The sequence below is a fragment of the Morganella morganii genome, assembly GCF_019243775.1.
In the GTDB taxonomy this organism is placed as follows: Bacteria; Pseudomonadota; Gammaproteobacteria; order Enterobacterales; family Enterobacteriaceae; genus Morganella; species Morganella morganii.
The window spans coordinates 1,023,337-1,049,494 of sequence record NZ_CP069157.1; the positions used below are offsets into that span (position 1 = coordinate 1,023,337).

At 52.0% G+C, this 26,158-nt stretch carries 22 protein-coding genes and 1 other RNA gene; 19 read left to right on the top strand and 4 right to left on the bottom strand.

Features of this window, described 5'->3' with window-relative positions:
• Window positions 1-127 precede the first annotated feature (127 nt).
• From ampD to JL661_RS04670, 11 genes are all read left to right on the top strand, one after another.
• Window positions 128-688, top strand: a complete 561-nt coding sequence (gene ampD / locus JL661_RS04620) for a 1,6-anhydro-N-acetylmuramyl-L-alanine amidase AmpD (RefSeq protein WP_046024172.1) — start codon at window positions 128-130, stop codon at window positions 686-688.
• 489 nt (window positions 689-1,177) lie between these two features.
• Window positions 1,178-1,942: a pyruvate dehydrogenase complex transcriptional repressor PdhR gene (gene pdhR / locus JL661_RS04625; RefSeq protein ID WP_015422916.1), complete on the top strand. Its 765-nt coding sequence runs from the start codon at window positions 1,178-1,180 to the stop codon at window positions 1,940-1,942.
• Window positions 1,943-2,119: 177 nt separating this feature from the next.
• Window positions 2,120-4,783 carry a pyruvate dehydrogenase (acetyl-transferring), homodimeric type gene (aceE, locus tag JL661_RS04630; RefSeq protein ID WP_004238362.1) on the top strand — a complete coding sequence of 888 codons (2,664 nt, stop codon included), beginning with the start codon at window positions 2,120-2,122 and terminating at the stop codon, window positions 4,781-4,783.
• A 13-nt stretch (window positions 4,784-4,796) separates the two neighbouring features.
• Complete coding sequence (gene aceF, locus JL661_RS04635; protein ID WP_004238361.1) at window positions 4,797-6,683, top strand: pyruvate dehydrogenase complex dihydrolipoyllysine-residue acetyltransferase; 1,887 nt, start codon at window positions 4,797-4,799, stop codon at window positions 6,681-6,683.
• 194 nt (window positions 6,684-6,877) lie between these two features.
• Entirely contained in the window at window positions 6,878-8,305 is a 1,428-nt protein-coding gene (gene lpdA / locus JL661_RS04640; RefSeq protein ID WP_004238360.1) for a dihydrolipoyl dehydrogenase, read from the top strand.
• Window positions 8,306-8,719: 414 nt separating this feature from the next.
• The gene (acnB, locus tag JL661_RS04645) at window positions 8,720-11,317 is read left to right on the top strand and encodes a bifunctional aconitate hydratase 2/2-methylisocitrate dehydratase (protein ID WP_049246361.1); all 2,598 of its coding nucleotides are present in this window, start codon (window positions 8,720-8,722) and stop codon (window positions 11,315-11,317) included.
• 188 nt (window positions 11,318-11,505) lie between these two features.
• Window positions 11,506-11,877, top strand: a complete 372-nt coding sequence (locus JL661_RS04650; RefSeq protein ID WP_004238358.1) for a YacL family protein — start codon at window positions 11,506-11,508, stop codon at window positions 11,875-11,877.
• A gap of 130 nt (window positions 11,878-12,007) precedes the next feature.
• A complete protein-coding gene (gene mscS, locus JL661_RS04655; protein ID WP_004238357.1) occupies window positions 12,008-12,868 on the top strand; it encodes a small-conductance mechanosensitive channel MscS in 861 nt (286 codons plus the stop codon).
• Window positions 12,869-12,933: 65 nt separating this feature from the next.
• Entirely contained in the window at window positions 12,934-13,419 is a 486-nt protein-coding gene (locus tag JL661_RS04660) for a hypothetical protein (protein ID WP_004242015.1), read from the top strand.
• Window positions 13,420-13,545: 126 nt separating this feature from the next.
• On the top strand, window positions 13,546-14,169 hold the full coding sequence (argO, locus tag JL661_RS04665) for an arginine exporter ArgO (RefSeq protein ID WP_004238353.1): 624 nt from the start codon (window positions 13,546-13,548) through the stop codon (window positions 14,167-14,169).
• A gap of 91 nt (window positions 14,170-14,260) precedes the next feature.
• A complete protein-coding gene (locus JL661_RS04670; protein WP_015422914.1) occupies window positions 14,261-14,986 on the top strand; it encodes an oxidative stress defense protein in 726 nt (241 codons plus the stop codon).
• Here the strand turns inward: JL661_RS04670 and JL661_RS04675 are convergent.
• Window positions 14,983-15,891 (bottom strand): LysR family transcriptional regulator ArgP, encoded by a 909-nt coding sequence (locus tag JL661_RS04675; RefSeq protein WP_015422913.1) that lies wholly within the window; start codon window positions 15,889-15,891, stop codon window positions 14,983-14,985. The genes JL661_RS04670 and JL661_RS04675 overlap by 4 nt on opposite strands.
• Before the next feature lie 128 nt (window positions 15,892-16,019).
• Here JL661_RS04675 and rpiA point away from each other — a divergent pair, with 128 nt between their 5' ends.
• The gene (gene rpiA / locus JL661_RS04680) at window positions 16,020-16,676 is read left to right on the top strand and encodes a ribose-5-phosphate isomerase RpiA (protein ID WP_004238350.1); all 657 of its coding nucleotides are present in this window, start codon (window positions 16,020-16,022) and stop codon (window positions 16,674-16,676) included.
• Window positions 16,677-16,962: 286 nt separating this feature from the next.
• The gene (gene serA, locus JL661_RS04685; RefSeq protein WP_062772747.1) at window positions 16,963-18,213 is read left to right on the top strand and encodes a phosphoglycerate dehydrogenase; all 1,251 of its coding nucleotides are present in this window, start codon (window positions 16,963-16,965) and stop codon (window positions 18,211-18,213) included.
• 170 nt (window positions 18,214-18,383) lie between these two features.
• Here the strand turns inward: serA and JL661_RS04690 are convergent, their stop codons facing one another.
• From JL661_RS04690 to zapA, 3 genes are all read right to left on the bottom strand, one after another.
• Window positions 18,384-18,989: a 5-formyltetrahydrofolate cyclo-ligase gene (locus JL661_RS04690; protein ID WP_049246362.1), complete on the bottom strand. Its 606-nt coding sequence runs from the start codon at window positions 18,987-18,989 to the stop codon at window positions 18,384-18,386.
• Between the two features lie 37 nt (window positions 18,990-19,026).
• Window positions 19,027-19,209: non-coding RNA, 6S RNA (ssrS, locus tag JL661_RS04695), on the bottom strand.
• Between the two features lie 108 nt (window positions 19,210-19,317).
• Window positions 19,318-19,647, bottom strand: coding sequence for a cell division protein ZapA (gene zapA / locus JL661_RS04700; protein WP_004238346.1), 330 nt, complete (start codon window positions 19,645-19,647; stop codon window positions 19,318-19,320).
• A 149-nt stretch (window positions 19,648-19,796) separates the two neighbouring features.
• On the opposite strand from zapA, the gene JL661_RS04705 reads away from it, so the two are divergent.
• The 6 genes from JL661_RS04705 (at window position 19,797) to gcvH (ending at window position 26,081) form a co-directional block, all read left to right on the top strand.
• Entirely contained in the window at window positions 19,797-20,378 is a 582-nt protein-coding gene (locus JL661_RS04705) for a YecA/YgfB family protein (RefSeq protein ID WP_004238345.1), read from the top strand.
• An 87-nt stretch (window positions 20,379-20,465) separates the two neighbouring features.
• On the top strand, window positions 20,466-21,785 hold the full coding sequence (gene pepP, locus JL661_RS04710; RefSeq protein ID WP_036416807.1) for a Xaa-Pro aminopeptidase: 1,320 nt from the start codon (window positions 20,466-20,468) through the stop codon (window positions 21,783-21,785).
• A gap of 3 nt (window positions 21,786-21,788) precedes the next feature.
• Entirely contained in the window at window positions 21,789-22,991 is a 1,203-nt protein-coding gene (gene ubiH, locus JL661_RS04715; RefSeq protein ID WP_004238343.1) for a 2-octaprenyl-6-methoxyphenyl hydroxylase, read from the top strand.
• A 3-nt stretch (window positions 22,992-22,994) separates the two neighbouring features.
• Window positions 22,995-24,230 (top strand): FAD-dependent 2-octaprenylphenol hydroxylase, encoded by a 1,236-nt coding sequence (gene ubiI, locus JL661_RS04720; protein ID WP_004238342.1) that lies wholly within the window; start codon window positions 22,995-22,997, stop codon window positions 24,228-24,230.
• Between the two features lie 305 nt (window positions 24,231-24,535).
• On the top strand, window positions 24,536-25,630 hold the full coding sequence (gene gcvT / locus JL661_RS04725; RefSeq protein WP_004238341.1) for a glycine cleavage system aminomethyltransferase GcvT: 1,095 nt from the start codon (window positions 24,536-24,538) through the stop codon (window positions 25,628-25,630).
• Window positions 25,631-25,685: 55 nt separating this feature from the next.
• The gene (gcvH, locus tag JL661_RS04730) at window positions 25,686-26,081 is read left to right on the top strand and encodes a glycine cleavage system protein GcvH (protein WP_004238339.1); all 396 of its coding nucleotides are present in this window, start codon (window positions 25,686-25,688) and stop codon (window positions 26,079-26,081) included.
• Window positions 26,082-26,158: the final 77 nt, after the last annotated feature.

The following is a 26,158-nucleotide window of genomic DNA, read 5'->3' on the forward strand; positions in this document are numbered from 1 at the left end:
TCTGACACGCAAAAATCTGTCGTGAAAAATCAGTACTCCCCGGAAAGGGGGGAAGACACGTATACTGTGCGGCACAAAATGATATTTATTATGTGATTGAATAACGGTTTTTTGCTCAGGAGAACGAATGGATATTCAGGATGGTTGGCTGACCACAGCGCGCCGGGTGATTTCACCGCATCACGATACCCGGCCGGAACAGGTGACTCCCCGTTTACTGGTGATCCACAATATCAGTCTGCCGCCGGGACAGTTCGGTGGTCCGTATATTGACCAGCTTTTTCAGGGCACGCTGGACCCGGATGCACATCCGTTTTTTGCTGAAATACAGGCGCTGCGGGTTTCCGCACATTGCCTGATCCGCCGGACCGGGGAAATTGTGCAGTATGTGCCTTTTGATGCACGGGCCTGGCATGCGGGGGTTTCCTGTTATCAGGGTACAGAAAAGTGTAATGATTTTTCCGTCGGTATTGAGCTGGAAGGCACGGATACCCGACCTTTTACGGATGAACAGTACCGCGCACTGACTGCGGTGACACAGGTGCTTCTGGCACACTATCCGCAAATAAAAGGGCATATCACCGGACACAGTGATATTGCGCCGGGGCGCAAAACGGATCCCGGTCCCTGTTTCGACTGGAACCGATACAGGAATTCACTGAATCCGGCAGACGTTCCGGCTGAATAATCAGTAAAATTTCGCAGATATGACTGACGTGAAATTTTCCTGTTTACCGGTTCCCTGCTAGAATTAGCATTCCGGTAACCTGTTACTGATTAAATGCGTCTGGTGAGTATCGTTACAGCGGAAACAATCTGGCCGGGCTCTGTGAAGCGGAAAATCATCAATAAGATGCGGTGAAAATGCACAAAAAGTGATTATTTATCCGTCGATCTGGTCACTGTAACGGTTCAGTTTGCGTATTTATCTGAATTTTAAACGTTAAATTCTGTAACATTCACGATGCAGCATTTAAACGTATCAGTTATCAATTTATGCTAAAATTTAAAAAAAAATTGTTAAAACTTGCTGGTTTTTATGATTTAGCTCAAGGTCTTTATAGACAGTTGGTGAATACTTTGTTACTTTAAGACCCTGTAAAAGAAATTGGTATTACCAATTGACTACAAAACCCATGAAGCAATATTTATCCATGTTGATGGTTCTGATGCAAATATGGCTTACAGCAAAATCCGCCAACCAAAATTAGCCGACGTGATCGAGCAGCGGCTGGAACACTTAATCCTCGACGGCACTCTGAGCCCGGGGGAGAAGCTGCCGCCTGAACGCGAGCTGGCCAAACAGTTCGACGTCTCACGTCCCTCACTGCGCGAAGCAATTCAAAAACTTGAAGCGAAAGGCTTTCTGCTGCGCAGACAAGGTGGCGGCACATTTGTACAGAGCAATCTCTGGCAAAGCTTCAGTGACCCGCTGGCCCAGCTGCTGGAAGGGCATCCCGAATCTCAGTTTGATCTGCTGGAAACCCGTCATGCCCTCGAGGGTATTGCTGCCTATTATGCCGCACTGCGGGGAACCGAAGCGGATTTTGTCCGTATCACCAACAGCCATCAGGCGATTGCCGATGCCCGCGACGCCGGGGATGTGGAAGCCGAATCTCAGGCTGTCCTGCAATATCAGCTGATTGTCACAGAAGCCGCACATAATGTGGTGCTGTTACATCTGCTGCGCTGTATGGTGCCGATGCTGGAAAAAAATATCCGGCAGAACTTTGAATTCTTATATACCCGGAAAGAGATGCTGGCGATGGTCAGCGAGCACCGGGAACAGGTATTCCGGGCCATTATGAGCCGGTCGCCGGAGGTTGCGCGGGAAGCATCCCACCGCCATCTGGCATTCCTGGAAGACGTATTGCTGGATATGAGCCGTGAACACACCCGCCGGGAACGTTCACTGCGCCGTCTCCAGCAGTATACAGAATAAATCAGTAATGGTTTTGGGGCTTACAGATCCCTGAATGCTGCGTCTGTAAGCTGACCTATGCATCAGCGGCAATATATAGCCGGGCCTATCTTCACGTCGCCCGCCACCGTTAAGACGGGATACGTGAAGATAGGCTCCGAATATCATTAGAAACAGATAAACTATAAGGAATACACCATGTCAGACATTTTGAACAATGACGTGGATCCGATCGAAACCCGCGACTGGCTACAGGCGATCGAATCGGTCATCCGTGAAGAAGGTGTTGAGCGTGCACAGTTCCTGATTGATCAGGTTCTGAATACTGCCCGTCAGGGTGGTGTGAGTGTTGCAGCAGGTGCTGCGGCCCGTAACTACATCAACACCATTCCTGTTGAGGATGAACCTGCCTACCCGGGCAACCTGGAGCTGGAACGTCGTATCCGTTCTGCTATCCGCTGGAACGCTGTCATGATGGTCCTGCGCGCATCCAAGAAAGATCTGGATCTGGGCGGTCACATGGCATCTTACCAGTCTGCGGCTACCATGTATGAAGTGTGCTTCAACCACTTCTTCCGTGCGCAGAACGAAAAAGACGGCGGTGATGTTATTTATTTCCAGGGCCACTTAAGCCCGGGCTACTACGCACGCGCATTCATGGAAGGTCGTCTGACCGAAGAGCAGCTGAACAATTTCCGTCAGGAAATCGGCGGCAAAGGTCTGCCTTCTTATCCGCACCCTAAACTGATGCCTAACTTCTGGCAGTTCCCGACCGTTTCTATGGGTCTGGGGCCGCTGGCGGCTATCTATCAGGCTAAGTTCCTGAAATATCTGGAACACCGTGGTCTGAAAGACACTTCCGAGCAAACCGTTTATGCCTTCCTGGGTGATGGTGAGATGGATGAGCCGGAATCTAAAGGTGCAATCAATATCGCTGTCCGCGAAAGCCTGGACAACCTGATCTTCGTTATCAACTGTAACCTGCAGCGTCTTGACGGCCCTGTAAACGGTAACGGTAAAATCGTTAACGAAATGGAAGGTATGTTCGCAGGTGCCGGCTGGCAGGTAATCAAAGTCATGTGGGGCGGCCGCTGGGATGAACTGCTGAAGAAAGATACCAGCGGTAAACTGATCCAACTGATGAACGAAACCGTTGACGGCGACTATCAGACATTCAAATCCAAAGACGGTGCTTACGTCCGTGAACACTTCTTCAACCGCTATCCGGAAACTGCTGCATTAGTCAAAGACTGGACTGATGAGCAGATCTTCGCACTGAACCGCGGTGGTCACGATCCGAAGAAAATGTTCGCTGCACTGAAAAAAGCGCATGACACCAAAGGTAAACCAACTCTGATCCTGGCCCAGACCGTTAAAGGTTATGGTATGGGTGATACCGCTGAAGGTAAAAACATCGCTCACCAGGTTAAGAAAATGAACATGGAAGGCGTGCGCCATCTCCGTGATCGTTTCAATATCGATGTGGCTGATGATCAGCTGGAAAAACTGCCGTTCATCAAGTTTGACGAAAACTCTGAAGAGCAGAAATACATGATGGAACGCCGTGCGGCACTGCATGGTCCGGTTCCTTCACGCCGTTCTCATTTCGATGAGAAACTGGATATTCCTGCACTGAGCGATTTCAGCCAGTTACTGGAAGAGCAGAGCAAAGAAATCTCCACCACTATCGCGTTTGTGCGTGCACTGAACGTGATGCTGAAAAACAAATCCATCAAAGAACGCATCGTGCCAATCATTGCTGACGAAGCACGTACATTCGGTATGGAAGGTCTGTTCCGTCAGATCGGTATCTACAACTCCAAAGGTCAGCTGTATACCCCGCAGGACCGTGAGCAGGTTGCTTACTACCGTGAAGATGTGAAAGGTCAGATCCTGCAGGAAGGTATCAACGAACTGGGTGCAGGTGCATCCTGGCTGGCAGCTGCGACTTCTTACAGCACCAACAACCTGCCGATGATTCCGTTCTACATCTACTACTCAATGTTCGGTTTCCAGCGTATCGGTGACCTGATGTGGATGGCAGGCGATCAGCAGGCACGCGGCTTCCTGATCGGCGGTACCTCAGGCCGTACCACCCTGAACGGTGAAGGTCTGCAGCACGAAGACGGCCACAGCCACATTCAGTCTCTGACTATCCCTAACTGCCTGTCTTATGACCCGTCATTCGCGTACGAAGTTGCGGTCATCATGCAGGATGGTCTGGAGCGTATGTATGGTGAAGCTCAGGAAAACATTTACTACTACATCACCACGCTGAACGAAAACTACCACATGCCTGCAATGCCGGAAGGTGTTGAGGAAGGTATCCGTAAAGGTATCTACAAGCTCGAAACCCTGACCGGTGATAAAGGCAAGGTACAGTTACTGGGTTCAGGTGCGATTCTGCGTCATGTGCGTGAAGCAGGTCAGATTCTGTCTTCTGAGTACGGTATCAGCTCTGATATCTACAGCGTAACCTCGTTCACCGAACTGGCCCGTGAAGGTCAGGATTGTGACCGCTGGAACATGCTGCATCCGTCAGAAACCCCGCGCGTGCCTTACATCACTCAGGTGATGAACGATGCACCTGCTGTGGCGTCCACTGACTGGATGAAACTGTTCGCAGAACAGGTTCGCGGTTATGTTCCTGCTGACCAGTACCGTGTACTGGGTACTGACGGTTACGGCCGTTCAGACAGCCGTGATAACCTGCGTCATCATTTCGAAATCGATGCCGGTTACGTTGTTGTTGCTGCTCTGGGTGAGCTGGCTAAACGTGGTGAAGTTGACGTGAAAGTGGTTGAAGAAGCCATTAAGAAATTCAGCATCAACCCTGAAAAAGTTAACCCGCGTGTGGCATAAGAGGTAAAAATTAATGTCTATTGAAATCCATGTGCCCGATATCGGTTCAGATGAAGTTGATGTAACAGAAATTCTGGTCAGTGTCGGCGATAAAGTAGAAGCAGAACAATCACTCATCACCGTTGAAGGTGACAAGGCGTCGATGGAAGTTCCGTCTCCGCAGGCAGGGGTTGTTAAAGAAATTAAAGTGGCTGTGGGCGACAAAGTCAGCACCGGCTCTTTCATCATGGTATTTGAAGCAGAGGCCGCAGCAGCGGCTCCTGCTCCGGCAGCTCAGGCTGCCGCACCGGCTGCTCCGGCGGCGGCTGCCGCATCCGCACTGAAAGAAGTTCATGTGCCGGATATCGGCGGTGACGAAGTTGACGTGACTGAAATCATGGTCAGCGTCGGCGATACCGTGACTGAAGAACAGTCTCTGATCACCGTTGAAGGCGACAAAGCGTCAATGGAAGTTCCGTCTCCGATGGCGGGCGTGGTTAAAGAGATCAAAGTTGCTGTCGGCGATAAAGTCAGCACCGGTTCCCTGATCATGGTCTTTGAAGTTGCGGGCGCAGCACCGGCGGCACAGCCTGCCGCAGCCGCTCCGGCTCCTGCAGCAGCGGCACCTGCCGTGGCAGCAGACAAAGAAATCCATGTACCGGATATCGGCGGTGATGAAGTTGACGTGACTGAAATCATGGTCAGCGTCGGCGATACCGTGACTGAAGAACAGTCTCTGATCACCGTTGAAGGCGACAAAGCCTCAATGGAAGTCCCGTCTCCGATGGCCGGTAAAGTTAAAGAAATCAAAGTAGCCGTTGGCGATAAAGTCAAAACCGGCTCTCTGATCATGGTATTCGAAGTAGCGGGTGCAGCACCTGCTCCGGCAGCACAGCCAGCCGCCGCCGCACCTGCGGCCGCAGCACCGGCGTCTGCACCGGCAGCGAAAGCCGCTCCGGCAGCAGCTCCGGCTGCGGGTAATGACTTCGTTGAGAACGATGCTTACGTTCACGCAAGCCCGGTTATCCGCCGTCTGGCCCGTGAATTCGGTGTGAACCTGGCGAAAGTCAAAGGCACAGGCCGTAAAGGCCGTATCCTGCGCGAAGACGTTCAGGCTTATGTGAAAGATGCGGTGAAACGCGCTGAAGCGGCTCCGGCTGCAGCTGGCGGCGGTTTACCAGGCATGCTGCCATGGCCGAAAGTGGACTTCAGCAAGTTCGGTGAAGTGGAAGAAGTTGAACTGAGCCGTATTCAGAAACTGTCCGGCGCTAACCTGAGCCGTAACTGGGTGATGATCCCGCACGTTACGCTGATGGACGAAGCAGACATCACTGATGTTGAAGAATTCCGCAAACAGCAGAACAAAGAAGCTGAGAAGAAACAGCTGGGCGTGAAAATCACTCCGCTGGTCTTTGTGATGAAAGCCGCTGCCAAAGCGCTGGTCGAAATGCCGCGTTTCAACAGCTCTATCACCGAAGATGCACAGCGTCTGATTCTGAAAAAATATGTCAATATCGGTATCGCGGTAGACACCCCGAACGGCCTGGTTGTTCCTGTCATTAAAGACGTGAACAAAAAAGGTATTCTGGAACTGTCTTACGAACTGGCTGAAATCTCCAAAAAAGCCCGTAACGGTAAGCTGACTTCTTCTGATATGCAGGGCGGATGTTTCACCATCTCCAGCCTGGGCGGTATCGGGACAACCGGTTTCGCACCGATTGTTAACGCACCGGAAGTGGCTATCATGGGTCTGTCACGTTCATCCATGAAACCGGTATGGGACGGCAAACAGTTTGTTCCGCGTCTCATTCTGCCAATGTCACTCTCCTTCGACCACCGTGTGATCGATGGTGCTGACGGCGCCCGCTTCATCACGCTGATTAATCAGTACATGAGCGATTTACGCCGCCTGGCGATGTAAGCAATTACACTGAGACCGGTGCAGAGCCGGTCTCAGTGGCGCAGGCTGAAACGTGCTCATCCCGGATAACGGGAGTCAGGTCACAGAACTGCGCCTTTCCAGGTTGTTAACAATTTTGTAAACTGCTCTCAGTGTGTACGTCCCGGTGGAATATATGTCGTCTGACCCGCCGGACAAACAATTAAGAGGTCACGATGAGTACTGAAATTAAAGCCCAGGTCGTTGTACTTGGTGCGGGCCCTGCAGGGTATTCAGCGGCTTTCCGCTGTGCTGACTTAGGTCTGGAAACTGTCCTGATTGAACGCTATTCAACCTTAGGTGGTGTCTGCCTGAACGTAGGTTGTATCCCGTCTAAAGCATTACTGCATGTTGCTAAAGTGATCGAAGAAGCGAAAGCGCTGGCTTCTCACGGCATCGTGTTCGGCGAACCGCAGACCGATATCGATAAAGTCCGTCTGTGGAAAGAGAAAGTTATTTCTCAGTTAACCGGCGGTCTGGCCGGTATGGCGAAAGGCCGTAAAGTGACTGTTGTGAATGGTCTCGGCCAGTTCACCGGCGCAAATACTATCGAAGTCAACGGTGAGAAGGGTAAAACCACCATCACGTTTGACAACGCGATTATTGCTGCGGGCTCACGCCCGATCCAGCTGCCGTTTATCCCGCACGAAGATCCGCGTGTCTGGGATTCAACTGATGCACTGCAGCTGAAAACCGTCCCGGGCCGTCTGCTGGTCATGGGTGGTGGTATCATCGGTCTGGAAATGGGTACCGTATACCACGCGCTGGGTTCACAGATTGATGTTGTTGAAATGTTTGACCAGGTCATTCCTGCGGCAGACAAAGATATCGTTAAACTGTTCACCAAACGTATCAGCTCCAAGTTTAACCTGATGCTGGAAACCAAAGTGACTGCCGTTGAAGCCAAAGAAGATGGTATCTATGTCACAATGGAAGGCAAGAAAGGCCCTGCAGAACCACAGCGTTACGACGCGGTTCTGGTGGCTATCGGCCGTACCCCTAACGGTAAACTGCTGGCGGCTGATAAAGCCGGTGTTGAAGTTGACGATCGCGGTTTCATTCACGTTGACAAACAAATGCGCACCAACGTGCCGCACATCTTTGCTATCGGCGATATCGTCGGTCAGCCGATGCTGGCGCACAAAGGTGTTCACGAAGGTCACGTGGCAGCCGAAGTTATCTCCGGTCTGAAACACTACTTCGATCCGAAAGTGATCCCATCTATTGCCTATACCGAACCGGAAGTGGCATGGGTTGGTCTGACCGAGAAAGAAGCGAAAGAGAAGGGCATCAGCTACGAAACAGCAACCTTCCCGTGGGCAGCTTCCGGCCGTGCAATCGCGTCTGACTGCGCTGAAGGTATGACCAAACTGATTTTCGACAAAGAATCTCACCGTGTTATCGGTGGTGCGATTGTCGGTACTAACGGCGGCGAGCTGTTAGGTGAAATCGGCCTGGCTATCGAAATGGGTTGTGATGCGGAAGATCTGGCACTGACCATCCACGCTCACCCGACGCTGTACGAATCAATCGGTATGGCGGCTGAGATTTACGAAGGCAGCATCACTGACCTTCCGAATCCGAAAGCGAAAAAGAAAAAGTAATCAGTAGACCCGGTAACCACGTTGTTACCCGGCTGAAGATAAAAATCCGGCTGCCTCTGGCGCCGGATTTTTTTTATTCCCCGCTGTCAGCACCCGCCTGTGTATTCATAGACAAACCGGTATTATTCAGATATTAATAATTTCAGCGTGCTGACCGACGTTCCCGGTGCAGCAGAACTACGCAAACGACCGTTTTTTGCATTTCCGGCGTAATCAATAATCGTGCAGATTCCTGTTTAAAACGGCATAACACTGGTGAAACGGGTAAGCAGCAAGTTTAATTCACTAATGTTATTCAGCTCACAAATTGTTTATGTTGCTTTAATGTGAATGAATTAACAATGTGTTTAAATTTTGATATGCTGAAACCCCGTTGCCGGGCACTCATAAAAAACACAAAGCAAGGAGTACGTCGTGCTGGAAAATTACCGCAGGCACGTTGCCGAACGTGCAGCACAAGGGATCGCCCCTAAGCCATTGGAAGCCGCTCAGGTTGCTGAGTTAGTCGAATTACTGAAATCTCCGCCGGCAGGCGAAGAAGCGTTTCTTGTTGATCTGATTACCAACCGTGTACCGCCGGGTGTTGATGAAGCCGCGTATGTGAAAGCCGGTTTTCTGGCCGCTCTGGCAAAGGGTGAAGCACATTCACCGCTGATCTCCGCTGAAAAAGCCGTTGAATTACTCGGAACCATGCAGGGTGGTTATAATATTCACGCCCTGATTGAATCCCTCGATAACGAAAAACTGGCCCCTGTGGCCGCCAAAGCGCTCTCTCATACTTTACTGATGTTTGATAATTTCTATGATGTGGAAGAAAAGGCGAAAGCCGGTAATTCCTATGCACAGAAAATTATTCAGTCCTGGGCTGATGCAGACTGGTTCCTGGAGCGTCCGCAGCTGGCAGAAAAACTGACCGTCACCGTCTTTAAAGTCTCCGGTGAAACCAATACCGATGATCTGTCACCGGCACCGGATGCCTGGTCGCGTCCGGATATCCCGCTGCATGCTCTCGCGATGCTGAAAAACCCGCGTGACGGTATTGATCCGGATGAACCGGGTAATATCGGTCCGGTTAATCAGATCGATCTGCTCAGCAAAAAAGGGTTCCCGCTGGCCTATGTCGGTGATGTGGTCGGTACCGGCTCTTCCCGTAAATCCGCGACCAACTCCGTGCTGTGGTTTATGGGGGATGATATCCCGTATGTGCCGAACAAACGCGGCGGCGGTATCGTGCTGGGCGGCAAAATTGCCCCGATTTTCTTCAACACGATGGAAGATGCGGGTGCTCTGCCGGTGGAAGTGGATGTCAGCAACCTGAATATGGGGGATGTGATCGACGTTTACCCGTATAAAGGTGAGATCCGCAATCATGACACCAATGAACTGCTGGCGACATTTGAACTGAAAACCGATGTGCTGCTGGATGAGGTCCGCGCCGGTGGCCGTATCCCGCTGATTATCGGCCGTGGCCTGACCGCCAAAGCCCGCGAGTCTCTCGGTCTGCCGCATACGGATATTTTCCGTCAGGCGAAACCGGTTGAGAAAAGCAGCCGCGGTTTCTCGCTGGCTCAGAAGATGGTCGGCCGTGCCTGCGGCGTGGCAGGTGTTCGTCCGGGCGAGTACTGCGAGCCTAAGATGACCTCTGTCGGCTCTCAGGACACCACCGGGCCGATGACCCGTGATGAACTGAAAGACCTGGCGTGTCTTGGTTTCTCAGCGGATCTGGTGATGCAGTCTTTCTGTCACACAGCCGCTTATCCTAAACCGGTGGATGTAAATACTCACCACACTCTGCCTGATTTCATTATGAACCGTGGCGGTGTGTCGCTGCGTCCGGGGGACGGTATCATCCACTCCTGGCTGAACCGTATGCTGCTGCCGGATACCGTGGGTACCGGTGGTGACTCACACACCCGTTTCCCTATCGGGATTTCCTTCCCGGCCGGTTCCGGTCTGGTTGCTTTTGCAGCAGCGACCGGCGTGATGCCGCTGGATATGCCGGAATCTGTGCTGGTGCGCTTTAAAGGAAAAATGCAGCCGGGGATCACACTGCGTGATCTGGTGCATGCCATCCCGTATTACGCTATTCAGCAGGGCCTGCTGACGGTGGAGAAAAAAGGGAAGAAAAACATTTTTTCCGGTCGTATCCTGGAAATTGAAGGTCTGCCGACACTGAAAGTGGAACAGGCGTTTGAGCTGGCGGATGCCTCTGCCGAGCGTTCTGCGGCGGGTTGTACCATCAAATTGGATAAAGCGCCGATCACAGAATACCTCAATTCCAACATCGTTCTGCTGAAGTGGATGATTGCGGAAGGTTACGGCGATCGCCGTACCATTGAGCGCCGTATTCAGAGCATGGAAAAATGGCTGGCGGATCCGCAGTTGCTGGAAGGTGATGCGGATGCGGATTACGCAGCGGTGATCGAAATCGACCTCAATGACATCAAAGAGCCGATTCTCTGCGCGCCGAATGATCCGGATGATGCTCGTCTGCTGTCTGACGTGGCAGGCAGTAAAATTGATGAGGTCTTTATCGGCTCCTGCATGACCAACATCGGGCACTTCCGCGCGGCGGGTAAACTGCTCGACAGTCATAAAGGCCAGCTGCCGACCCGCCTGTGGGTGGCACCGCCGACCAAGATGGATGCCGCTCAGCTGACAGAAGAGGGCTATTACAGCATCTTCGGTAAGAGCGGTGCCCGTGTTGAGATCCCGGGCTGTTCACTGTGCATGGGGAACCAGGCGCGTGTGGCGGATAACTCAACGGTTGTTTCCACCTCCACCCGTAACTTCCCGAACCGTCTGGGTACCGGTGCCGATGTGTACCTGGCCTCTGCGGAACTGGCGGCGGTGGCTTCCCTGCTGGGGCGTTTACCGACACCGGCGGAGTATCAGACCTTTATGGATAAAGTGGATGAGACGGCGGAAGATACCTACCGTTACCTCAACTTTGACCAACTGAATGAGTATACCAAAGTCGCGGATGGCGTGATTTTCCAGACTCAGGTGTGATAGTCAGCATCTGAATCAGTCCGCAGTTTTATTACCGGCGGGAGACAGCAACCACTGTCTCCCGTTTTTTATACCTGTTATCCGGTTAATTACGGTATCAATGTACCTGGAAACGGGATAACCCGCTAAAATAAGAGCAGGTGTTGCATACGTGACAGCGGTAAAGCATTAACAAGAGGTATACAGCGATGGATTATGAATTTTCCCTCGGGATCGACGGGAACGTGATAGTTAAGCTGTCAATGGATCACGAAGCGATCGGTCACTGGCTGAATGAAGAAGTGAAAGGGGATCTCTCGGTGATTGATGAGATAACCGTGGCATTTGACAGTATTAAAGGGCGGGAACAACAGTGGCAGCGAGTGGGGCATGAATACACTTTGCTGATGGATGATGAGGAAATCATGATTAACGCGAATCAGATTACCTTTGAAACAGATGAGCCGGACGAAGGCATGAGTTATTACGATAATGAAAGTATTGCATTCTGCGGCACAGCTGACTTTATGATTTTACTGGAAAACTATCGTAAATTTATTGTGACCGGCGGGCAGGGCTGAGAATTTTTATTCTGAAATTTTCATTTGTTACGGTAATATAAACCAGAGGTTCTTTACCCGGGGCGATAATCGGTCGGTTATTGCAACAATGTTGTTTTTCTTTATTTCCGGTAACTTATGAGGTGGATGAATGAATGAACAAATCCTGACGGACGGCCTGAATCAGGCAACCGGATGGCTGGCAAATAATCAGGCATTGCTGCTGGATTATGCAGTGAATATTGTGGCTGCCGTACTGACCCTGATTATTGGTCTGTTTGTGGCAAAAATGGCTGCTAAAGCGGTTTCCCGCCTGCTGGCAATGCGCGGCGTGGATGTCACTGTCTCTGATTTTCTGTCCGCGATGGTTCGCTATGCGGTTATTGCCTTCACACTGATTGCGGTGCTGGGACGTCTCGGCGTACAAACCGCATCTGTGATCGCGGTGCTCGGTGCGGCAGGTCTGGCCGTTGGTCTGGCATTGCAGGGGTCACTCTCTAACCTCGCGGCTGGCGTGTTGCTGGTGGTTTTCCGTCCTATCCGTGCCGGAGAATATGTGGTTATCGGTGCGTCAGAAGGGACGGTTCAGAATGTGCAGATTTTTTCCACCACACTGCGCAGCGCAGATGACAAAATCATTGTGATCCCGAACGGTAAAGTGATTGCGGGTGATATTATTAACGTGACCCGTGAACCGGATCGCCGCCGTGACATTATTGTCGGTGTGGCCTACAACGCGGATATTGATCAGGTCAAAGAGATTCTGACAGAGATCGTCGCGGCTGACCCGCGTGTCCAGAAAGAGAAAGGCATCGTGGTGCGTCTCAATGAAATGGCGCCGTCTTCTCTGAATTTCGTTGTCCGCTACTGGACAAAAAACGGCGATTTCATGGATGTATACTGGGATCTGCTGGAAAACTTCAAGCGCGCACTCGATAAGCATAATATCGGCATTCCGTTCCCGCAGCTTGATGTGCATATGCATCAGAATAGTCAGCAAACACAGGCATAACAGGTGTATATTATCAGCGGTGCCCCTTTCGGGTGCCGCTTTTTTTTGCCGTACTGTGAGAGATTATGATGAGCGAGCATTTACTTCATTTTATTCCTGAGACACTGAGTTATATCCCGGATGCTGAGCAGCAACAGGCTGCGGAGCAGTATCTGAGTGAGTGGATGGCGGCTGACGATATTATGCATCAGGCGGATCCGGACGTTATGTTCTGGTCCGGCAGTGAAAATTTCCGTTATCCGCTTTGCCCTGTCTGCCGTAAGCCGGTTTCCGGTGTCTGGTGGGGCGCACAGATGAATGCGATTTTTGCGGTCACCGGACAGGCGCGTATCTCGGCGGCACTGACACCACGTAATACCCCCTGCTGCGGGGCGCCGGTCGTTATTCCGGATATGGATTACGATGAAACCGGTGGTCTTGCGTGTTACGGGCTGACCGTCCGTTATAACAACAGTTTTATTGTCTGCATGGATAACGGGCGTGATGAAATTATCCGCCGTGTGAGTGAATGTCTCGGTACACCGGTGCGTCTGGTCTGGGAGTGGATCTGACAGCATTTTTCCGTGTGTTATTAGCCGCAGTAATGGTCCATTAATGGTATTAATTTCACTAATACTGAAATCCCGGTAATATTCATTCCATCCGGCGTGGATTGAATAATTATCGGGATTTTTTGCATGTTATCGACTTATTTTCAGGGGTTATTACTTGGCGCAGCAATGATACTGCCGCTCGGGCCGCAAAACGTATTTGTATTACAGCAGGGGAGCCGTAAACAGTACCATCTGATGAGTGCATTTTTATGCACGCTGAGTGATGTTTTACTGATCACGGCCGGGGTCTTCGGCGGCAGTGCGCTGCTGAGCCAGTCAGTGTGGCTGATGGCATTGGTTACCTGGGGCGGCGTGGCGTTTTTGCTGTGGTACGGCTGGGGGGCACTGCGGGCAGTTTTTACCGCTGATACCGCGCTGACCATGCAGGAACAGGTGGTCCGCAGTCGCTGGCGGGTGATTATGACGCTGGTGGCTGTTACCTGGCTGAATCCGCATGTTTATCTGGACACCTTTGTGGTGCTGGGCAGCATCGGCGGGCAACTCGGTTCTGATATGCGGATCTGGTTCACCGCCGGGGCAGTCTGTGCATCAATATTGTGGTTCTTCGGCCTGGCGCTGCTGGCGGCATGGTTCTCTCCGGTGCTGCAAAAACCGGTTTCACAGCGGATTATCAATCTGTTTGTCGGTTCGGTGATGTGGTATATCGCGATACAATTAGCTTTAAAAGGATTGAATATTTCTTATTAATCCGAAATATTGTTTCGTCAGAGTGTGGTAGTGTTACTAATTCCGGCATAACATTCTGTTATGTGACCGGTTTAAAACAGAAGGAGGATATGTGAAACTGAAATCTCTTGCTCTTGCCGCTATGGTTGCCCTGGGTGGTTACGCGGCAGCTGCTCAGGCAGCGGAAACGCCGGCAGGCCCGCATATTTCAACCTCCGGCAGCGCCGTGATCCAGGCTGAGCCTGATATGGCGACACTGTCCATCAATGTGACAGTAAAGGAAAAAGATGCGTCAGCCGCCAAAGCACAGGCAGATAAACGTGTGGCGCAATATTTTGATTTCCTGAAAGCACAGGGAATTGAAAAGAAAGACATTAATGCGGCCAATATCAGTACCAGTCCGGATTATGTCTATGACAAAGAGAAAGAAGAGTCCGTTATCCGTGGTTATAACGCCTCACGCTCTGTGACAGTGAAAGTGCATGACCTGAACAAACTGAACACACTGCTCGACGGTGCGCTGAAAAGCGGGCTGAATGATATCAGTGCCGTTGAGTTCGGGGTGAATAATCCGGAGAAATACCGTGAAGAAGTACGCCAGAAAGCGATTTCTGATGCGATTTCACAAGCCAAATCGGTCGCAAAAGGCTTTGGTACTGAGCTGGGTGCGGTTTACAGCATCGGTTACAACGCACCACAGCCGGTTCCGGTAATGGCGCGTAATAAAATGATGCTGGCCGCCGGCGCACCGGCAGCAGTCTCTGCGGATGAAACCTATGAACAGCAGACTATCGATTTCCGCGACCAGGTGGATGTCGTGTTTGAACTGAAACGTTAAGCCGTTTCAGGCTGCTCCTGCCGTAAGGTCTGACGCCCGTGTTTCAGCAGGGCGTCAGTCACCCGGCGCATGGTGGCACTTTCCGGTGCAAACCGGTGCCAGTACAGCATCCGGCGCTGAAACAGCCCCGGTGTCAGATCCAGTAACTCTCCCCGCTCCAGTTCATCCGCAATCTGCAAATGCGGGATCATACAACAGGCTGAGCTCTGTTTTGCCAGCTGCACAAAGGCTTCTGAGGAATTGAGTACGTGGCTCGGCACACTGCCGGGGGCGAGGTCAAAATTGGTCTGCAAAAAGGCCATGTGCATGTCATCGAGATAATCAAACGCCACAGCCGGGGCTTTCAGCAGGGCACTGCGGCTGACACCGTCAGGAAAATAACGGGCGGCAAATTCCGGTGAGGCGACAAAGAGGTAATCCAGCGCGCCAAGTTGATCCGCCAGACATCCGGGCAGCGGACGCGGCTGAATACTGACCGCACCGACCACTTCCCCGCGCCGCAGGCGTTCATGAGTCCGCGATTCATCTTCCACCTGAATATTCAGACGGATAGACAGGTCAGCCAGAACATGACGCAGTGCCGGGAGCAGCCAGGTCGCGAGGCTGTCGGCGTTGACCGCCAGAGAGATCAGCGGCGGCTCAATATTCCCGGCATCATCCCCCAGCCATTCCGCTTCGAGTAATTCCACCTGATGCAGCAGGCCGAGCAGCTTCTGGCCTTCTTCAGTCGGACGCGGCGGCACGGTACGCACCAGCAGCGGCTGCCCGAACAGATTTTCCAGCTGTTTGATGCGCTGCGAAACGGCAGACTGGGTAATACAGAGTTTCTGTGCAGCCCGCTCAAAACCACGTTCACGGATAACAGCGTCCAGCGCCTGCAGGGCACGATAATCCGGTCGTCTCATGGCGGTTTTCTCCTCTTTTTTATAAGTCATTCACAATATGCCACAATTCGCATTCCGGGGGAGAAATAATTGCTATAATTATTGCGGGCTATGCCGGTGGCATAGGATGACGACGAAAAGGCAATAACATGACTCAGGATGAATTAAAAAAAGCGGTTGGCTGGGCAGCATTAGAATTCGTGAAGCCGGGCACCATTGTCGGTGTGGGCACCGGGTCCACCGCATCTCACTTTATTGATGCACTGGCAACCATGAAAGGCCAGATTGACGGCGCGGTATCCAGCTCTGTGGTCTCAACCGAAAAACTGAAAAGCTACGGCATTCCTGTGCTGGACTGCAATGATGTGGACAGTCTGGATGTGTATGTCGACGGCGCGGATGAAATTGACCACCATATGAATATGATCAAAGGCGGTGGCGCAGCACTGACCCGCGAGAAAATCGTGGCAGCTATCGCGAAGAAATTCATTTGTATCGTGGATGAAAGCAAGCGTGTTGATATTCTCGGTAAATTCCCGCTGCCGGTGGAAGTGATCCCGATGGCGCGTTCTTATGTGGCGCGCGAGCTGGTCAAACTCGGTGGTCAGCCGGAATACCGTCAGAATGTGGTAACAGATAACGGTAACGTAATTCTGGATGTCTACAACCTGGAAATCCTGAATCCGGTTGAGCTGGAAAATAAAATCAACGGTATCGCCGGTGTGGTGACCGTTGGTTTATTTGCTAACCGTGGTGCCGACGTGGTGCTGATGGGTACTCAGGATGGCGTAAAAACCATTAAATAAATCAGTACTATATCTGTCATATTCAGATGCTGAATAAGGAACCGGAAACGGTTCCTTTTTTTATTTTTTTAAAATCATAAATTTCGGTGATATATATCACAATTTTGTCTTTGATATGGCCAAAATATCAGCTCTCAGCGGCATTTTTTCATTTTCTCCTGTAAACCTGCCTTTTCCCTGTGACTTGTTCTGTGACTTGTACAGGAGCGTGTATTGCGGAGACGTTATTTTTTGTTATTTTGATGTGAGGACAGGACATTTCGGGAACTTAACAAAAGGCAGGGTCATGGTAAAAGTATCACTGGAAAAAGATAAAATTAAATTTCTGCTATTGGAAGGCGTACACCAGAGTGCGGTAGACAGTCTGAAAGCAGCGGGTTATTCAAATATTGAATATCATAAAGGCGCATTATCCACGGAAGAATTAAAAGAAGCGATCCGTGATGCACGCTTTATCGGTATCCGATCCCGTACCCAACTGACGGAAGAGATTTTTACCTGTGCGGAAAAACTGGTCGCCGTCGGTTGTTTCTGTATCGGGACTAACCAGGTTGATCTTGATGCAGCGGCAAAACGCGGTATTCCGGTCTTTAACGCACCATTCTCAAACACCCGTTCCGTGGCTGAGATGGTGCTGGGCCAGTTATTACTGCTGCTGCGCCGTATTCCGGAGGCGAATGCCAAAGCGCATCGCGGTATCTGGGATAAACAGGCGAAAGGCTGCTACGAGGCGCGCGGTAAAAAGCTGGGGATTATCGGTTACGGCCATATCGGGACACAGCTGGGGATCCTGGCGGAATCCATCGGGATGGATGTCTATTTTTACGATATCGAAAACAAACTGCCGCTCGGCAATGCCACTCAGGTGCGCCATCTGTCTGAGCTGCTGAATATGAGTGATGTGGTCAGCCTGCATGTGCCGGAAACGGAATCCACCAAAAATATGATTGGTAAACATGAGTTTGAGCTGATGAAACCGGGGGCAATTTTTATTAACGCCTCACGCGGCACAGTAGTGGATATCCCGGCTCTGAGTCAGGCACTGGCATCAAAACACCTGTCCGGCGCGGCAGTGGATGTGTTCCCGTCTGAACCGGCGGCCAACAATGACCCGGCAGATCCGTTTATTTCAGAGCTGATTGGGTTTGATAATGTCATTCTCACCCCGCATATCGGCGGCTCCACTCAGGAAGCACAGGAAAATATCGGGTTTGAGGTCGGCGGTAAGCTGGCGAAATATTCCGATAACGGCTCGACGCTCTCTGCGGTCAACTTCCCGGAAGTGTCACTGCCGGTGCATGGCCAGAATGCCAACCGTCTGCTGCATATCCACGAAAACCGCCCGGGACTGCTGACCAGCATCAACCAGGTCTTTACTGATCGCGGTATTAATATCGCGGCGCAGTATCTGCGGACGGCGGGTGATCTGGGTTATGTGGTTATCGACATTGTGGCGAATAACAAAGATGAAGCTGACGACGTTCTGCTGCAGTTGAAAGCGCTGCCGGGAACTGTCAGAGCACGTCTGTTGTTCTGAGAGCGGTGATTGCTCTGCGGATAACGGGCAAAAACGAAAAGTCGCGGTAAACACATCCGTGTGCGCTCAGGCGCGTCATCCATGACGCGCATGCTTTTCGTTTCATTTGCCCGTTAACCGCTGTCGCTGTCAGCAGCAGATGGATTATTTATCTGATTGTTTATACTGATTTATTTATGTTCCGGCCACAGCCAGCGACGTGATGGCGTGATCACTTCCGGCAGCGGGACATCCCACTGTGCGGCAGGAAGTTCATCAACCTGCTGACAATCATGTGCCAGCCCCACCGGGTAAAACCCTTTCTTCTGCCAGCCTGTCAGTGTGCGGTCATAAAAACCGCCGCCCATCCCGAGACGCTCTCCTTTTTCATCAAACGCGACCAGCGGAATAAACATAATATCCAGTTCCTGCGGCGGTAATACCTGTGTGACATCCAATGCCGGTTCTGAAATTGAAAATTTGTTTTTAATCAGCGGGGTATCAGGGCGATAAGCAAGGAATAACAGATGATGGCGGCTGAACGGGTGAAGAACAGGTAAAAATACCTGTTTTCCCTGTGACCACAGCCACTCTGTCAGCGGACGGGTATCAATCTCACCATCAAAAGAGAGAAACAGGGCAATATTATTGGCGCGGTGTATATCAGGGTGATGAATGATTTGCTGAACAAGGTCTTGTGCGGCAGTGTTTTGCTGCTGAGGTGTCAGCGCACGGCGCTTATTGCGGATTAACTGACGCAGATGATGCCGCGCTTGTAACAACGGGTCATGAGTCATAGTGAAATCAGCGAAATATCAGGAGATAAAGAAGAGAGAGGTCTCCAAGATGCCGTCGCAGGCTGTAACCCTTGAACCCTTGGTTCAAGGTGAACGCGGTGTTGCTTCCATTAGGCTGCCTGAACGAATCAGGTATGCTCACCGGTGACAAATCACCACATTCTGTCTGTATCAATATCGGCTCAGGGGACTGACCCGCAGACAAACATCTCAGAGAATTTTGTGAACTTCATGTAACGTTGTTCTTAAACTCATTGTATGAAATCGGGCAGATATTGCAACCTAATTTCTAAATTTTTTTTGTCTAGTGACTGATTTCTAAACAATTTTATTCAATAGGTGTTACCTGGCGCTCAGTGATTCGGGTTTGGTCATGCAGCGCCTGCTCGATAGTCTGCTGTAACAGTTTTATCTTCTGTTCCATGTTATAGGCATAATCGCGCGTTTTCAATTTTTCTTGTGCCAGTTCGTGACAGATGTTTAACGCGACGATAAAAACGAGCTGTTCTGTGTTGGACACCCGGCTGCGTTCTTTCAGGTCCTGTAACCGTTGTTCAAGCTCCGCAGCAGAAGCGAGCAGAGCTTCTCTTTGTTCCGGTGGACAATTAACGCGCATGGAACGCCCGAATATCTGGATATCAACGGGTTGTGCAGACATGAAATCTTCCTTTGGTTCTGCAACAGGATATTATCCTGTGTGACGTGAATTGTGTACGTTATAGCAGCAGGCCGCAGCCCTTATCTGGTACAGCGGCGCCTCTTGATGGTAGCATATCATGAACTGAAACCCGACTGGTGAGCAAAATAATGACCCCGGATAAAACACTGCCCGATTTTAAAACACTTGATGAACTTTTGCGTCAGCAGGCCGTCGCCATGACCGCGTCAGAGATGCACGGCCTGATCACGGGTCTGCTCTGCGGCGGTAACACAGATGACAGCTGGCTGGCACTGATCCACGACCTGACCAACGAAGGCATGGCGTTTTCACAGGTTCTGGCACAGCCGCTGCGTGCTCTCTTTAATACCACATTTGAACTGCTTGATGATACCGAATGTCAGTTTAATTTACTGCTGCCGGATGATGAAGCGGGTGTGTTTGCCCGGGCTGATGAGCTGGCCGGCTGGGTCAATCACTTCTTATTAGGTCTGGGTGTGGCGGATCCGAAATTCAGTGATCGCAAGGAAGTAAAAGAAATTGTGACTGATCTGCGGGAAATCGGCATGCTGGGCTATGATGAGGCAGAAGATGCCGAAGAGTTGGATGACGCGCTGGAAGAAGTGATCGAGTATGTCCGCGTTGCGGTACAGCTGTGCTATATCTCGCTGGCGAAGCCGCGCAGCGCACAAAAGGCTGATGCGCCGGAACAGAAACCGACATTACACTGATATATCTGAATCTGTCCGCAGCAGATAATCTGCGGCACACTGAACCATCAGATTCCTGAATCATCACACAGTACAAGGAAAGAGGGTATGAATAAACAAGAATTTATCTCACGCCGTCAGGCATTGCTGGAAAAAATGGCACCGGCCAGCGCGGCGGTTTTCTTTTCGGCACCTCCGGCACAGCGCAATGCGGACAGTGAGTATCCCTACCGCCAGCACAGTGATTTTCTCTACCTGACCGGTTTCAGTGAGCCGGAAGCCGTACTGGTACTGATTAAAAGTGATGAAACCCATAACCACAGTGTTCTGTTTAACCGGGTTCGTGATCTGACGGCGGAAATCTGGTTCGGCCGCCGTCTCGGCCAGGATGCTGCGCCGGAAAAACTGGGTATTGACCGCGCACTGCCGTTTGATGAAATCAACGAGCAGCTCTGCCAGTTGCTTAACGGCCTCGACACCCTCTATTTCGCTCAGGGCGAAATGGCGTATGCTGATACCATTGTCTTTAATGCCCTCGATACACTGCGCCGCGGCAGCCGCCGTAACCTTTCCGCGCCGGGCACGATTATTGACTGGCGGCCGATTGTCCACGAAATGCGTCTGTTTAAATCCCCGGCGGAGCTGGACATCATGCGCCGTGCCGGGAAAGTCAGTGCACTGGCACACACCCGCGCGATGGAAAAATGCCGTCCGGGTATGTACGAATACCAGTTACAGGGCGAAATTGAACACGAATTTGTCAGTAACGGCGCGCGTTTCCCGTCCTATAACACCATTGTCGGCAGCGGTGAGAACGGCTGCATTCTGCACTACACCGAAAACGAATGCCGGATGAAAGACGGCGATTTGGTGCTGATCGACGCCGGATGTGAAATTGAGGGTTATGCCGGGGATATCACCCGTACCTTCCCGGTGAACGGCAAATTCAGCAAAGAGCAGCGCGAAATCTATGATCTGGTGCTGGAAACCCTGGATGTCTCCCTCGAACTCTACCGCCCCGGTACTTCTATTGCAGAGGTGACAGAGCGCGTGGTGGAAATCATGACGGAAGGGCTGGTAAAACTCGGCTTACTGACCGGGGATGTGCCGCATTTGATCGAGACCAAAGCATACCGCGCATTTTTCATGCATAGTCTCAGCCACTGGTTAGGACTGGATGTACATGATGTCGGCCATTACGGCACAGAACGTGACCGCATCCTGGAACCGGGTATGGTGCTGACCATCGAACCGGGGCTGTATATTGCGCCGGATGCGGATGTGCCGGAAGCATATCGCGGCATTGGTGTCCGTATCGAGGATGATATTGTCATCACAGCGGACGGCAACGAAAACCTGACCGCATCAGTGGTCAAAAACGCAGATGATATTGAGGCGCTGATGGCGCAGGCAAAACAGGCTGAATAATTAATGAGTGTGATAATCACCGGGGGCGGAATGACCGGCGCAACACTGGCGCTGGCACTTTCCCGCCTCAGTCACGGCAGGCTTCCCGTTGCACTGGCGGAAGCCAGATTACCGGATGACCATCATCCGGGGTTTGATGCGCGGGCGATTGCCCTGGCATACGGTACCTGTCAGCGGCTGGAGAAAATCGGGCTGTGGTCCGCCCTGAAAGCGCATGCGGCGCCGATTACCCGGGTGCATGTGTCTGATCAGGGGCATACCGGCTGTGTGAATATTACCGCCGGTGATTATGATATTGATGCGCTCGGACAGGTGATTGAGCTGTATGATGCCGGGCAAACCCTGTTTGCCGAACTGGCAAAAGCCGAAAATGTCACGTTGTATTGTCCGGACAGCGTAAAAAGCATTACCCGTACAATGGATTCGGTCAGTGTTCAGCTGGACAGCGGCAAAACACTGAACGGTCAGGTTCTGATCGCGGCGGACGGCAGTCACTCTGCGGTCGCGCAACAATGCGGTATGCAGTGGAGCGACACCCCGTATGAGCAGGTGGCGGTGATTGCCAATGTGATGACAGAATTGGATCCGCAGGGGCGGGCGTTTGAGCGTTTCACCCCGCAGGGGCCGCTGGCCATGCTGCCGATGACAGAAGGGCGCAGTTCGCTGGTCTGGTGTCACCGTGCAGAGCATGCGGAAGCCGTGCGTGAATGGGATGATGAGACTTTCTGCCGCGAATTGCAGAAAGCCTTTGGCTGGCAACTGGGCAAAATTGTCACTGCCGGTGCCCGTCACTGTTATCCGCTGACTCTGAGTGCCGCGCACTCTCAGATTTCCCACCGCCTGGCGCTGGTGGGTAACGCCTCGCAGACACTCCATCCGATCGCCGGCCAGGGTTTTAACCTGGGAATGCGTGACGTGATGGCACTGGCGGAGGTTATCAGTCAGGCGTTTTTATCACAGGAAGATATTGGTCAGTACCGTGTGCTGATGCAATATCATGCCGCCCGTGAGGCTGACCGGCAGGCGACAATGACCCTGACCGACAGCCTGGTGCGCCTTTTCTCCAACAGTTGCTTCCCGCTGGCCGCCGGACGGAATGCCGGTCTGATGGCAATGGAAATGCTGCCGTTTCTGCGCAACCGGCTGGCAAAACAGACTCTCGGCTGGGTCGCGCAGCCGCTTAACACCGCCACGGAAAGAGGATAAACAATGCAGTCATATGATGTGGTAATTGCCGGTGGCGGCATGGTCGGGCTGGCACTGGCCTGTGGTCTGCACGGCTGCGGGCTGCGTATCGCCGTGATTGAAAAGCAGGCGCCGGATACCCGTTTTGATCCGCAGGCGCCGTTTGCTGTCCGGGTCTCCGCCATCAACAGTGCCAGTGAGCGCTTACTGGGGCGACTGGGTGTCTGGCAGGATATTCTGGCAAAACGCGCGGCACCGTATCAGGGCATGGAAGTGTGGGATAACGACAGCTTTGGCCGTATTGCGTTCAGCGCGGCGGAAGCCCATTGTGAACACCTTGGTCATATCATTGAGAACGATGTGATCCGCAACGCGCTCTGGGAGCGGGTGCAAAAGCTGTCTGATGTAACACTGCTCACCGGTACGCAAATCCGTCAGGTGGTGTGGGGCGAAAACGATGCCTTTATCACCCTGGAAAATGACGACATGCTCACGACCCGCTTAGTGGCCGGGGCAGACGGTGCAAATTCCTGGCTGCGTCAGCATGCGGATATCCCGGTTTCGTTTTGGGATTATGAGCATCACGCGCTGGTCGCCACCATCCGCACAGAACTGCCGCATGAGAATGTGGCGCGTCAGGTTTTCCACGGCGACGGCATTCTGGCATTTCTGCCGCTGCCGGATGCACATCACTGCTCAATTGTCTGGTCTCTGCCCGGACTGACAGCACAGCACTGTCTGGATCTGGATGATGCTGCGTTTAACCATAAACTGGCAGCGGCGTTTGATCTGCGCCTCGGGCTGTGTGAAGTGGTCAGTGAGCGGCGGGCAATCCCGCTGACCGGACGTTATGCCCGTCAGTTCGCCGCGCCGCGTCTGGCGCTGCTGGGCGATGCGGCTCACACCATTCATCCGCTGGCCGGACAGGGTGTTAACCTCGGTTTTATGGATGTGGCAGAGCTGATTGGCGAAATCCGCCGTCTGACGGCTGAAGGCAAAGATATCGGTAACTATTTCTGGCTGCGCCGTTTTGAGCGCCGCCGCAAGCAGAGTGCCGCAATGATGCTGGCCGGAATGCAGGGTTTCCGTGAACTGTTCGACGGCAGCAATCCGGTGAAAAAACTGGTCCGTGATGTCGGTCTGGTGCTGGCAGACACACTGCCGGGCGTGAAACCGGCGCTGCTGCGCCATGCCCGCGGACTGAGTGATATGCCGGACTGGCTGCGTGAACCGAAGCCGGCATCAGCTGAAAAAATCTAATTTAAGGGCTTTTTTCACATTAGTTTTATTCATAATGCACTAAAAATTAACCGGTCGATCCGGCCGGTGTTTTAGTGCATTCCCGCCGCTTAATTCAAAACTATCACCTGTTAATGCTTTTTTGCGCCTCAGGGCTCAGAATGGCAGATGAAAAATCTGCATACTGACGGCTCGTATTTTTCCGTCCGCGTACACGGTCACAATTTTTTCTTATGGTTACGTTTGTGATTCGGTGATAACGTCAGGAAAAGGGTATCGTTTGCGCGGTACACGCTGCGCACTATGTCTGACTGAAAGGGGATAGAATGGCACAACACACACCACTGTCCGGTGAGCACGTTGCCTGCGGGGCAAAAATGGTGGATTTCCACGGCTGGATGATGCCGCTGCACTACGGCTCCCAGATCGAAGAGCACCACAATGTCCGCAATGACGCCGGTATGTTCGATGTTTCCCATATGACAATCGTGGACTTTCATGGTCCGCAATGTCAGCAGTTCCTCCGTTATCTTCTCGCCAACGATGTGGCAAAACTCACCGAAAAAGGCAAAGCACTGTATACCGGGATGCTCAATGCGTCCGGCGGTGTGATCGATGATCTTATCGTCTATTACTTTGCGGATGATTTTTACCGGCTGGTGGTGAACTCCGCCACCCGTGAAAAAGATCTGGCGTGGATTGACGAACATCGCAAAAACTTTGCGGCTGAGATGACAGTCCGTGATGATTTGGCGATGATTGCTGTTCAGGGGCCGCATGCCAAAGAAAAAGTTGCGACACTGCTGAGTGCGGAACAAAAAGCCGCCGTCGCCGGGATGAAACCGTTTTACGGCGTGCAGAGCGGCGATTATTTCATTGCCACTACCGGGTACACCGGCGAGGAAGGTTATGAAATCGCGCTGCCCGCAGAGCAGGCTGCTGACCTGTGGAAAAAACTGCTGGCCGCCGGGGTGAAACCTGCCGGGTTAGGAGCGCGGGATACCTTACGCCTCGAAGCTGGCATGAATCTTTACAGCCAGGAGATGGACGAAACCGTCAATCCGCTGGCGGCGAATATGGGCTGGACTATTGCCTGGCAGCCGGAAGACCGGAAATTTATCGGCCGTGAGGCACTGGAAAAATTCCGCCGTGACGGCACTGAAAAACAGGTCGGTCTGGTGATGCGCGAAAAAGGCGTACTGCGGGCCGGAATGGAAGTCCGCTTTACTGATGAGCTCGGCAAATTACAGACCGGCGTTATCACCAGCGGAACTTTCTCCCCGTCACTGGGATTCAGTATCGCGCTGGCCCGCGTCCCGCAGGGGATCGGCAATACCGCTATTGTACAGGTGCGCAACCGTGAAGTGCCTGTTGAGGTCGTGAAACCGGGATTTGTCCGTAACGGCAAAGCACTGGTCTGAACATCCGTATTTTATTGTTAAATTTTGAGAAACCCGATAACAGGAGCCGTTGGCGATGAGTAATATACCTGAGAATCTGAAATATACAGAAGATCACGAGTGGGTTCGCCATGAGAGTGGTGATGAGTATGTGGCAGGGATCACTGACTACGCGCAGGAACTGCTGGGCGATGTGGTTTTTGTTGAATTACCGGAAGTGGGTGATGAAATCACGTTTGGTGAGGCATTCGGTACCGTTGAGTCGGTAAAAGCGGCATCTGACCTGTATGCGCCGGTGACCGGCACCGTTATCGCCGTGAACGAAGCACTGGAAGACAGCCCGGAACTGGTAAACAGCGAGCCGTATGAAGGCGGCTGGATGATCCGTATTAAAATCACGGATCCGGATGAGTTTGCCGGTCTGATGGACGCAGCCAAATACGCAGAACTGCAGGCTGAAGAAGAAGACTGACGGATTGCGGAACCCTGTTTGTAAGTAAACAGGGTTTTTTTTCGGGTTTTTATTGAATCAGACAATGTCAGGAACCG